Source organism: Sphingobacterium sp. BN32, assembly GCF_030503615.1.
Lineage (GTDB): Bacteria > Bacteroidota > Bacteroidia > Sphingobacteriales > Sphingobacteriaceae > Sphingobacterium.
In genome coordinates this window covers 106,421-118,436 of record NZ_CP129963.1, presented here as the reverse complement: position 1 = coordinate 118,436, position 12,016 = coordinate 106,421, and the positions used below count along the sequence as shown (strand labels likewise).

The window sequence follows — 12,016 nt, the reverse complement described above, 5'->3', positions numbered from 1 at the left end:
AGTTTTCATCATTAAAAGGTTACTTTTATACCAAATGAACTTGAACGTATCATCGGATAAGTATATGCGCCTACATCTAATCCTCCGACGATGGAATTGCGCGGATCTATACCACTTTTAGCAAATACCCACATATTGTCTAACGATACATAGGCACGTACGCTTGCCATCTTCGCTTTGCTTGCCCATTTCTCGGGTAGCGTATAGCCCACCGTGATATTCTTGATGTTTAGGTAAGAAGCATCGAACACCGAAAGATCCGTATAGGTATTTCCCGATGAAACCCGCGTACCATTGCTATAAATTGTACTTGCATTCGGGGAGTTCACCATAAGCATCGGGAATTTGGCATCCTGATTGGACTCATTAAATGTATTGTTCAGCAGATCTTCTGATAACATTTGGTTTCCGATGTCGGAAGTGTTGTAGATAAAGTTCCCGTATAAATTACTAAAGAAAAGGCCGCCTAATTGGTAAGCGAAGTTTGCTGCCAAATCAAAGTTCTTCCAGCGTACGGAAGTTCCGAAACCACCTATTAAATCCGGCGTAGCATCTCCATAGTCAAACATATAAGCTTCGGAATAATCTGTCGTCGAGACAACATCTCCAACTTTCGCATTCGGGAATTTACCTTGGTTTCCTTCGGTTACTAGCGCTCCGTAAAGCGGTAGACCTGTACCCTTATCCACGCCCATATATTTCGCGAAGATTACATTATAGTAATCTCCACCGATCCAACGTCTGTATGCAGCTCCTGAACCCGAACCTGTGTTACCTACAGCTCCCCAGGCATCTGCCGTAGCATACCACCACTTGTGATCGTGCAGTGCATCCTGCTGGTTGATCATCGTCTCTGGCATCTTTACTACCTTTACTTTATAATGTCCGGTATTGACGTTGACCGACCAATTGAAGTCATCGCGTTTGATTAGATCAACATTGACATCGACTTCCAAACCTTTGGACTCCAACTCGCCTTCATTTTGTAGTAAGGTGGATTGTCCGGCCATGGCATAGGAAACAGGAACATCCAATAATAAATCCGTTGTATTGGTTTTATACCAGTCTATGGTTGCATTGACACGGTTAAATAGGCTAAGGTCGAGACCTGCATCAATGGTATTCTTTTTCTCCCAGGTCAAGGAACTGTTTACTGCCGCCCCCATGGTCAGGGTATATCCGCTCGGGGCATAAGAACCCGGCGTCGTGTAACCCAAAGCACCATAATTCCAGGTTTGGTACCCTGCGTAGCGTCCAATACCATTTTGGTTACCGATGACACCGTAGCTTGCGCGAAGCTTTAAGTCGTTTAACCATCCTTTCGTCGGCTCCATAAAGGCCTCTGAGGAAATACGCCATGCACCGCCTAAGCTCCAGAATATGCCCCAACGATCTTCATCATAGCGGAACTTCGATGAGCCATCACGACGAACGGAACCTGTAGCAATATATTTATTATCGTATATATAATTTGCACGAGCAAAGTAACCTTCCATGGCCTCCTTATTTGTGCCGAAGCCAACACCAGAGAAAGTTCCTCCGTTGTTTAAGAACAAGTAGTTTCCTGAACCTGTGAAATTGTCGATAAGCGATAGCGACGCTTTGTAGTTCATGTTCTCTGTTTTCATCCAAGTGAACTCATGGCCAATCATGGCATCCACATGGTGCTTGCCATAATCATGTCCCCAATTCAATGTTTGTTGTGAGTTGAGATCTAAGTATTGTGTATGGTAGCGACCGATCATCCCCTGCTCAGCGTTAGAAGACTCTCCCCACGCTTTCGGCAAGGAAACATAACGCATATGGTAAGATTGGTTTACCGCCATCTGCACATTGAATGTGAAGTCATTCCAGAACTTTGCCTGTAAATAACCGATGGTAGAAATATCGTTGGATACATATTCAGATTGGGAGTTCTCCATCTGATATTCTAAGTCGTAGCCCATTGATGTAGATCCTCCCGCCTTTGGGGTTACAACCCCTAGTGGCGAATACTGCTGGCCTACCAAGCGAACTACCTGTGGGTTGCCGCTTGCGTCATAGACCATATTCCCATTTTCATCGCGCTCATAAATGGACGCTAATGGACGATACCCATCTGTCCAACGGAAAACGTTCTGAACGGCAGCGCCCGGATTACGCGAACTGAAACGACCATTCTGTAAACGAGTAGAACGGTTCGAGTAGGTCGCATTTATACCTGCTTTCAACCATTCGGTAATCTGAGAGTTTACATTCGAACGCACGTTATAACGCTTGAAGTTAGAGTTAGCGATATAGGAAGGATCGGATAAGAAACCGGTAGAGATAAAATAATCCGTCTTCTCTGTTCCTCCGCTCGCCGATACGGTATACTCTTGGCGAAAGCGATCTCTGTATGCGATATCTCTCCAATCATCCACATCATACAGCTTTACAGCATCTTTATTGATCTTTCCTGTTGCCGGATCAATCAAGTAGTTGTCCAGCATGGTCGCCGATCGGGTGTCTCCTGTACCGGTAGAAACATACCTTGCTCCGGGAACACGGTAATACATCCAGTTCGACAAGCCATTAGGGCCTGCGAAATTAGTCTTGCTTCCGGTATAGTTGAATAAATGCTGACTTGCAAACAAGGCTGCTTCTTCATGCGACATGTTCGGATTGCTGAAGTTGGTTTTGTATTTCTCCGTGCTACCGTACCGTACCGAGTTATAGATGCTTTCCCACATCATTTCATAGTTGTCTTCGACACCGCGAATAAGTTTTGGTTGGTTGTTAGCAATCATGTTTGCTCCTAATTTAGTGTCGAAGTCTATCTTTGTTCCGCCTCGAGCGCCTTTTTTTGAAGTAACCATGATGACACCATTTGCTCCTCTGGAGCCCCATAGCGCCGTTGATGCAGCATCCTTCAGAATCGTCACGGATTCGATATCCTTAGGATTCATCGTCGATAGGGGATTGAAACCCGCCGTCACAGGAACACCATCGATAACGATAAGCGCATTCGAGTTGTTCTGACTGGAGGATCCAATACCACGAACACGAACGCCCATATCGACCCCCGGCTGCCCATCGACAGAGGAGACTTGAATACCCGGAACAGCGCCTTCCAAGGCTTTGGTCAGCGTTGAGTTCGCCTGCGCACCAAGCACCTTTGAATCAACAGTGCTGATTGCTCCCGTCAAATCCTTCTTCTTTGCCGTACCATAAGCAATTACAACGACGTCTTCAATTTCCTGATTTGCATCATTCAGGGTCACATTGATTGTTGTATTACTGGTCGTGGTTATTGTCGCGGACTCCTTGCCAACAAGTGAGTAGCTGATCCTACTTCCCTGATTCGCCTGGATACTGTACTGTCCAGTTTCCGAAGATGAGGTCCCGACAGCGGTCCCCACCACAACGATACTGGCGCCAACGATTGGCTTTCCTTCTGTATCCCTAACTACACCGGAGTATGTCCGCTGCTGCGCCTGTGCGAACGCCATAGTTAATAACGGGATAACCAGCATCAAAATGAAACGTAATCTTCTTTCCATAGTTAATAGATTTTGGTTAGTGAATAAAAGTGGTCTTCTCTATTCAAATATACCTGAAGAACAGCGCGAAATAATAACCACAATTTGCAGGGTTTTATAATTACAAAACTTACTTATCTTTCTATATCAATATTTAAAACATTGATTTTTAACATGTTGTTACTATTTTTTTAAATCATCTTTCATATTCATTATTAAACCATCCTGAACTGTCCTGACAGTTGATTTTTGAGGAAATAACAGCTTATAGAAGAAGGGCTATGGATCGGAAAACTGAAGGCTGCGAAATGCCGTTGCAACATTCTCTATCATTAAAGCACCGCTTTCCGCATTGCGGAAAACTCGGATAAAACGATATACATGGGGTTTATTTTTCTTAAATAGTTCAGAACGCGTCAAGGTCTTGGTTTCGGCGGGTTTCGTCTTGATACTTACCAGCTTATTTTCTCGGTTGATAAATGCCGTCCGGTTAAATCCGTCTAAAGATTTCAAATCAAAATCCTTTGCGCGTACCTGACGTACAATCTTCATGAATAAGGCCTCTTCATCTACATAGTCCTGCGCATACACTGAACATAGTGCAGCCATCAATAACAACAATAATGAAAAGACTCTCCTCATAAGCGATTTATTAATAAGACGAGCAGCCGGAAAGTTTGTCCCGAAAAAAGATGAGATTTATTGAAATTAGTTAATTTCAGAAAGAAGAGCTGTATTCAGCAACTACCTAAAAATAATCCTGAATAAAGAAATCCTGTGTATTACAATAAAGAAAAGAATAGATGAACAGGTTTTTCTTATTGGTTTTTAATCGACGTTTCATATGCAAAACGGGTTTTTTCGTTTTGATATTGAACATTTCCGCCAAATCTTTCGATGCCTCAATCGCCCATATTTTTTGTTCGCCCTCCTTTACCTCCACATCATGATAATTCTTTAATGTCTCAAAGAGCGAGTTTTTTTCCAAATTATGGAGCGTAAAACGGGGTAAATCTATGTTTGAGATATAAGTCTCTTCGAATAGGGTTGGCAAGCCATCAACATAACGCAGGCGCGAAAGGTAAATGGAACCCGCTTCTTTCTCCTCTGGGGTTAGTTCAAATTCAAAGGAATCAGGCCAGGTCTGCTTAATAGGTTTCGTAATGATGGCTGTTTTTAGGTTATGCTTTCCAACGCCGGCTGTAGACCCTTTAAGCGATAAAATCCCTAGACCATTCTTCGGTTCAGAGACGATGCTGCCCTTCCCATGCTGTCTGACAATATAACCTAGGTTACTAAGGTCGTTGAGCGCTTGGCGTACGGTAGGGCGCGTGGTAAAATAAAGTTTACAAAGCTCGTTCTCCGATGGCAATAAATCACCCATTTTGTATAGCCCAGAATCGATCTGGCTTTTTAACTCTTCGAATACTTTCTTGTAGAGAGGGGTTCCCGACGATCTTTGCATAAGCTCTATATTTAGTAAAGACAAATATACTCAACAATGAGTATTTTTCAAGCCTTTTCTTGTATATACAGGTCAAAATTCGCAATTGGTTGACTATCTGCTCAAAAAGTTGTGAATGCCATATGCTATCAACCAATTTAATTACTTGTATAGACATATAAAATTTGTTAAAAAAAATAAATCGCGCCTTAAACAATAGATAAACAGCAATTTACAGTCAATCGAACAACTTTATTAAACTTTTTATATTTTATTTCTTGTATATACAAGTATTTTTATATATTTGTTCAACTAATTATATCAACGGATAAACTTAATACCGAAAATTATGAGAAGACAATAGCAATGACTATTGTAAAAATCCTTCTCCATACATGCTGAAACTTAGATGATGCATCCAAATGTTTAGCTTGAAAGATCCCTAAACCGTGCGTTCGATACATTTGGATTCATTGAACAACGACTTAAACGATTACCTAGTACCTGCCCTAAAATAATAGCGAAAAATAGGGCCCTGGAATTCTTGTGTACAAATATTCGCTATACCCCGATGCCTGGCGATTCGGGCAATGGGGTCAGAGTCAAGTTTAATTCAATCAATGTATATGGAACAGATTAGCAGCCAAGAGCAACTATCGCGAATCCTACGAGTATTCTTTATCAGCGCAGGGCTGATTATGTGTACCGGGAGCCTATCGGCCTATTCCGAGAGCGACCGCGATTCTAACTTGTCCTTGATCAAGGGCAAGTCGCTCAAAAGAACAAATGTTGCGCACAGCAACATCAATCAACAACGAACATTATCAGGGACGGTGCGAAATGCCGACGGTGTTCCACTCGAAGGGGTGAGTGTGAAAGTGAAGGGTTCAACCGCAGCGACATCGACCAATGCAGACGGTCAGTACAGTCTACAAGCCAATAATGAAGCAAACACGCTTGTTTTCAGCACCGTAGGCTATATCACACAGGAAATTGCTATCGGAGGTAGTGGAGTTACGGACGTGACGCTACAATCGGATGTGACTTCCATTGGCGATGTGGTGGTGATCGGATATGGTACGCAGAAGAAGGAAAATCTTACTGGTGCGGTATCTACGGTTACTTCCGAGGTACTCGAAAGCCGTCCGATTACCACGCTGGGGCAGGGATTACAGGGAACAGCCCCTAACCTAAACGTTACGCAAGGCAGCGGTGCCCCAGGAAAGGGTTCCACCTTTAATGTACGTGGTAATACATCCATCAATGGCGGAGGTCCATTAATTCTAGTTAACGGCGTGCCGATGGATCCGAACCTGATCAGTCCTTCGGATATCGAGAGCGTGACGATTTTAAAAGATGCAGCCTCGGCAGCAATCTACGGAGCTCGCGCTGCCTATGGGGTTATCCTAATCACCACTAAATCCGGTAAAAAAGATAAACCAGTAATCAGCTTTTCTACCTTATTCTCTTCCAATAGCCCAACAAGCAAGATCGACTTTATCGACACCAAAGATCGCATCGCTTACATGAATGAGGCGTCAATGCGGGTCAATGGGAGAAACTATTTTGATGATTTGACGATGGAAGCCATGATGGCCCATTATAATGATCCGTCAAAACCCAATTCTTTTGTGCATCCAAGCTCGAAAGATGAGTGGAGAGGAGTAGCGAATACCAACTGGGAAGATGTACTGATGAATAAAAGCTACCCAATGCAACAGCACACCGCAAGCATCACGGGTGGTTCAGAGAAGTTCGACTATTACTCTTCGTTCTCTTTCATAAAGCAGGACGGTCTTGCAAACAAGGATTTGTTTGATGAGTACTACAAGCGCTATAACTTTATGACCAACTTAAATTATCATATCAAAGAATGGATAACCGTTGGGACGAAAGTAAGTATCAACAACGGGAATAAACATTTTCCACCCAACGATCCGCAATTCAGAAACTCCTTTCCGGAAGACGGCACCATTTATCAAACCAACGTCTATTCCACACAGCCTGTAAGGGATCCAAACGGCAATTGGGGTCATGAGGGCTCTATCTTCAATCCGGCGCAAATGTTAAGCGAAGGCGGTTATCAAACCCGTCATGTAAACGATATGTGGATGACCGGTTTGGTCAAGCTAACACCTGTAAAAGAGGTGAGCATCAATGTAGACTACTCGTTCAACAATAAAGCTACTAAAGAGATGTCCTATCTTGCAAAACAGCCATTCTATAATGTCGCTGGTGAGGTAATGGGTTATTACGGCGGAAGTAACCCAAATCGAGTAACCCGTACGAATTATGACGATCGCTATTATGTGTTCAATGCATACGCAGATTATACCAAAACTTTTGCCGAGAAACACTATTTCAAGGCGATGCTAGGATTTAACCAAGAGCATGCACAATATAATTCCGTAAGTGCCGAACGTCGAAATCTGATCATTAACGAGGTTCCTTATATCAATTTAGCTTCTGGGGACCGATTTGCCTACGATGGGATCAACGAATATGCTATCCGGGGCGCATTTTCTCGTATAAATTATAGCTATGCTGACCGTTATTTGGTCGAATTCAATGGCCGCTACGATGGCACCTCCAAATTTGCTCAACGCGACAGGTTTGCATTCTTCCCTTCGGTTTCAGTCGGATGGCGTGTGGATAATGAGCCGTTCTTTGAACCGATTAAGAAAACCATAAATCAACTGAAATTCCGCGCTTCCTACGGTAACCTAGGAAATCAAAATATTGACCTGTACTACCCTTATATCGCGACCATGACCGCAGCCGAAGTAAACTACCTAATCAATGGTGACCGTCCGATGTCGGTGTATGCACCGGGCTTAGTGAGTTCGACCTTGACTTGGGAAACGGTGACCCAGAAAAACTTCGGCGTAGACTTCGGTTTCTTAGATAACCGACTGAACGGCTCTTTCGATTTCTATACCCGCGATACAAAGAACATGTTGACAAAGTCGCAAACGCTTCCTGCAGTATTAGCCGTCACAGAACCGCAGGCGAACGCTGCAGACTTGAGAACGACAGGATTTGACTTGACCCTCAACTGGAACGATCAGGTAGGCGATTTCAGTTATGGATTTACAGGAATTCTATCCGACTATCTTGCCAAGATTACCAGATTTAGTAACCCTAGCGGATTAATTTCTGATTATTATAAAGGTGCTGACATGGGAAATATCTGGGGATTAACAACCGGAGGACTCTTCCAAACTGACGCAGAGGCTCTTGCACTCGACCAGAGTAATATCAACGGCAGAAAAAGACAAGCCGGCGATTTATGGATGGTGGATATCAACGGTGATGGCAAGATCACAAGGGGCGCACAAACACTAAGCAACCCTGGCGATATGAGCATCATCGGGAACAATACGCCTCGTTATAGTTTCGGTTTGAGAACGAATCTAGCTTGGAAAGGGTTCGATATGGATATTTTTTTCCAAGGCGTTGGAAAACGTGACCTGGTAATCTCCAACTTATATTATTTGACTCAATATTCGAATGAGTGGGTTGGTATCCCGAAAGTTGCTATGGATTATTGGTCTCCAGAAAACCCCGACGCTTTCTTTCCTAGACCCATAATTGCTGGGGCAGCCGATATTACAACCGTACAAACGCGCTATTTGCAAAACGCTGCCTACCTACGCCTGAAGCAATTAACCTTGGGATATACACTTCCACAAGAGTTGACACAGAAGATTAGTTCGGATAGAATTCGCGTATTCTTCACGGGAAGCAATTTATGGACATTAACCAAAATGATTAAGATTTCTGACCCTGAACTCGCCGGACCTAGCGCTTATCCTATGTTCCGCTCGTTCTCGTTTGGAGCAAACTTCAGTTTTTAATCAACATTCATTACCTAAAGAAACTATAATGAACAAGATATACAAAATAGGTTTGTTGGCTATATTCTTAGCGACTTCCTGCAACGACGATTACCTTGAAAAATATCCCTTAGACGAAATCAGCGACGCAACATTTTGGAAAACAGCATCGGATGTGGAGATGTATGCTAACCAGTTCTATGCTACACTTTTTGACGCCAGATTGGCTTGGTTCAGCGTAGATAACGCAAGTGACAACCAAATACCAAGCAGTAGAAATATTTACACCTGGAATGAATACAATGTACCGGCAACCGATGGCGGTTGGGGAAAAGGAGATTGGTTACAAATACGTCGCTGTAATTATGCGCTTGATCGCATTGCTACCATGACGATCAGCGACCCTGCGCTGAAAAGAGCGGAGGGAGAAATACGCTTTTTTAAATCCTTTCACTACTTTGAGAAGCTTAAAAAATTCGGAGAAGTGCCTTGGTTGAACTCGAGTTTAACGCCTGAGTCACCCGAACTAACCGCAGCAAGAGACAGTAGAGAAACCGTGACGAAAAATATTCTAGCAGACCTGGATTTCGCCATTGCCAATCTTCCTGAAAGCTCCGCCGCCGACCGACTGACGAAGTATGCAGCTCTAGCACTTAAAACAGAGGTTAGTCTTTATGAAGGTACTTTTCGCAAATATCATCAAGTGGGGACTGGACATGACGAACTGTTGAGACTTGCCGCAACTTCGGCTGAACAAATCATTAATTCCAACCTATTCGCTGTTTATAAAACTGGAAAAGCAGAGCAAGATTTCTTCGATTTGTTTGTGCAATACGAGCTTAAAGGTAACCCGGAAGGCATTTTGGTACAGCGATTCATTACCGACAAAAGGATGCACAACAACGTTCGACAACTCGGGGAACCGCAAACAGGCTATAGCAAGGATTTTGTTGAGTCTTATTTGTGTGCGGATGGTTTACCGATTGCGTTAAGCCCGCTATATAAGGGCGATGCTAACTTCGCAGATGAATTTGTAAATCGAGATCCAAGAATGCGACAATCGATCTATCACGAAGATCGACCCTATCGTATTTTCGACAATGGAACGGTGAATTACAAAGAAATGCCCGAGTTCCTGAACTCTAACTGTCCAACAAGCTACTTCATCATCAAAGGATACAGTCCTTTCGAAAAGGATCGCTTACCGAGTACTTCTATTATTGACGATTTCATCTATCGTTATGGTAAAGTGCTTTTGGATTATGCAGAGGCAAAAGCGGAATTAGGCGAATGCACACAGGCCGTCTTAGATCGAACGATCAATCTTTTACGCGATCGCGTAGGGATGCCACACTTGACGGTCGCTGTAGGATTTACAGATCCTAATTGGCCGAAATGGGAGGTGCCAATTTCCCCGCTTTTAAACGAAATACGTCGAGAACGCAGAATAGAAACTTCTGCAGAGGGAGACCGATGGGACGACCTGGTGCGTTGGAAAGCAGGGAAGCTATTGGAAAACCCAAAGACTATCCTTGGTGCTAGGAATCCTGCAGATGGTAATTTACGTGTCGTTTACCCGGGATTCACAGCGAGGAAATGGGATAACAAACTTTATCTCTATCCAATCCCAACACAAGAAATTACACTCAATCCGAGCTTAACACAGAATCCAGGTTGGCAATAAGCTTCTATAAATCAAAAAACCATGAAATACTTTATAACATCCATATTTGCAGTTTTTTTCATTGCTCATTTACATGCTAGTCCTTTTAACGGTACTGCTCCGACTTTTAGAGCTGGCTTTTCGGAAAAGGATATTACTCCCGACATTGGTATGGAGCAACCTGGAAACTATGGCAAAAGCTATCATAAGAAATTTCACGACCAGTGTAAAGTCCGCGCCGTCGTTTTTGATGATGGAAGGAAGAAAGTTGCACTCGTAGGAGTCGATCTTATCTTCATAACGCGCCGTGTCGTGGAAATTACTCGCGCAGAAATAGAATCTGCCTGCGGTATTTCCGGCAAGGACATCATGATAGGAGCTTCACATTCCCATTCCTCTGGTCCCATCGCGATGTCAGAACCCGGAGATTTTGATGATGCAGATCCTTTAGTAAAAGATCTTGCCACTAATATGTCTATCGTTTCGGATCCGGGTTTTATACAGTACTTGCAACATCAAATTGTCGCAGCTGTGGTCGACGCAAATGCCAGTCTTCAAGATGCAAAACTTGCCGTGGGGGTTGGGAAAGAAGACAAAGTTGCTTTCAACCGTCGCATGCGCATGAAAAATGGCTTGACCTACACCCATCCGGGTGTAGGCAATCCGGATATCATTGATTATGCAGGTCCAATCGATCCGGATGTAGGAACTATTGGTGTTTGGGATCTAAAAGACAATCTATTAGGTATGGTCGTCAATTTCGCCTGTCATGCGACCACCAACCCCGATGGGATATCTGCGAACTGGATTGGTGCCATGGAAAGAACACTACGTGGCGTAACGGGTAATGCCGCCCTACCTGTCGTATTCATGCAGGGAGCCTGTGGCGACATTACGCAGGTAGACAATATGGCAAAACATGCAAACCCCTCGGCGGAAGAATGGTGGGAACTCGTTGGAGGTCGTGTCGGTGCTGAGGCTTACAAAACCATGTTGCTCGCAAAAAGAGGAGCAGGTTCGGACATACCATTGGATTCCAGACAGAAAGTATGGACGGTAAACCGTCGAATTCCGACAAAAGAAAAAGTCAAGAAATCGTTGGAACTGGTAAAGCAGGGACCCGAGAAAGCGGGAAGTGTGGAATGGACATTCGCCAAGGAAATCCTGCTTTTAGACGCGATGATTAAGAAAAGGCCGAAAGCGGAGGTAGAAGTGCAGGCCATTCAAGTGGGGCCGGTCGCCTTCGTTTCGAATCCTGCAGAATACTTCGTTCAATTTGGTTTGGACATTAAAAAAGCGAGTCACTTTCCGTTCACTTTTATAGTCGAACTCGCAAATGGTTGTGTGGGCTATGTACCGACAGAGGAAGCTATGGGACCAAATGGCGGAGGATACGAGACTCGATTGACCTCCTATTCCAATTTGGAAGTATCCGCTGGTCGACAAATCGCGAATACAGGTATTGAGCTCGCCAATCAGATGACGCCGGGAAAAATACCGAGTCCTCCTCCTCCCCCAGCATTTAAACAAGCCTGGGGATATGGCAATGTACCGCCTGAACATAAATAAAAAA

General features: G+C 43.9%; 6 protein-coding genes. 3 read left to right on the top strand and 3 right to left on the bottom strand.

What is annotated here, in order from left to right:
• Positions 1–11: 11 nt before the first annotated feature.
• The 3 genes from QYC40_RS00540 to QYC40_RS00530 all read right to left on the bottom strand — a co-directional run bounded on the left by QYC40_RS00540 (position 12) and on the right by QYC40_RS00530 (position 4,965).
• Positions 12–3,521, bottom strand: coding sequence for a SusC/RagA family TonB-linked outer membrane protein (locus QYC40_RS00540; protein WP_301991808.1), 3,510 nt, complete (start codon positions 3,519–3,521; stop codon positions 12–14).
• A gap of 258 nt (positions 3,522–3,779) precedes the next feature.
• Complete coding sequence (locus QYC40_RS00535) at positions 3,780–4,142, bottom strand: hypothetical protein (protein ID WP_301991807.1); 363 nt, start codon at positions 4,140–4,142, stop codon at positions 3,780–3,782.
• 106 nt (positions 4,143–4,248) lie between these two features.
• Positions 4,249–4,965 (bottom strand): GntR family transcriptional regulator, encoded by a 717-nt coding sequence (locus tag QYC40_RS00530; protein WP_301991805.1) that lies wholly within the window; start codon positions 4,963–4,965, stop codon positions 4,249–4,251.
• Positions 4,966–5,570: 605 nt separating this feature from the next.
• On the opposite strand from QYC40_RS00530, the gene QYC40_RS00525 reads away from it, so the two are divergent.
• Genes QYC40_RS00525 through QYC40_RS00515 form a run of 3 tightly spaced genes read left to right on the top strand, consistent with a single transcriptional unit; the run spans position 5,571 to position 12,012 of the window.
• Positions 5,571–8,801: a TonB-dependent receptor gene (locus QYC40_RS00525; protein WP_301991804.1), complete on the top strand. Its 3,231-nt coding sequence runs from the start codon at positions 5,571–5,573 to the stop codon at positions 8,799–8,801.
• Positions 8,802–8,829: 28 nt separating this feature from the next.
• Positions 8,830–10,464 carry a RagB/SusD family nutrient uptake outer membrane protein gene (locus QYC40_RS00520; RefSeq protein ID WP_301991803.1) on the top strand — a complete coding sequence of 545 codons (1,635 nt, stop codon included), beginning with the start codon at positions 8,830–8,832 and terminating at the stop codon, positions 10,462–10,464.
• 21 nt (positions 10,465–10,485) lie between these two features.
• Positions 10,486–12,012 carry a hypothetical protein gene (locus tag QYC40_RS00515; RefSeq protein WP_301991802.1) on the top strand — a complete coding sequence of 509 codons (1,527 nt, stop codon included), beginning with the start codon at positions 10,486–10,488 and terminating at the stop codon, positions 12,010–12,012.
• The last annotated feature ends 4 nt before the right edge of the window (positions 12,013–12,016 follow it).

What these genes read in the sequence shown, in the direction of transcription:
- QYC40_RS00540 (WP_301991808.1), bottom strand. Translation starts at nt 3,521, where the DNA reads ATGGAAAGAAGATTACGTTTCATTTTGATGCTGGTTATCCCGTTATTA.
- QYC40_RS00535 (WP_301991807.1), bottom strand. Translation starts at nt 4,142, where the DNA reads ATGAGGAGAGTCTTTTCATTATTGTTGTTATTGATGGCTGCACTATGT.
- QYC40_RS00530 (WP_301991805.1), bottom strand. Translation starts at nt 4,965, where the DNA reads ATGCAAAGATCGTCGGGAACCCCTCTCTACAAGAAAGTATTCGAAGAG.
- QYC40_RS00525 (WP_301991804.1), top strand. Translation starts at nt 5,571, where the DNA reads ATGGAACAGATTAGCAGCCAAGAGCAACTATCGCGAATCCTACGAGTA.
- QYC40_RS00520 (WP_301991803.1), top strand. Translation starts at nt 8,830, where the DNA reads ATGAACAAGATATACAAAATAGGTTTGTTGGCTATATTCTTAGCGACT.
- QYC40_RS00515 (WP_301991802.1), top strand. Translation starts at nt 10,486, where the DNA reads ATGAAATACTTTATAACATCCATATTTGCAGTTTTTTTCATTGCTCAT.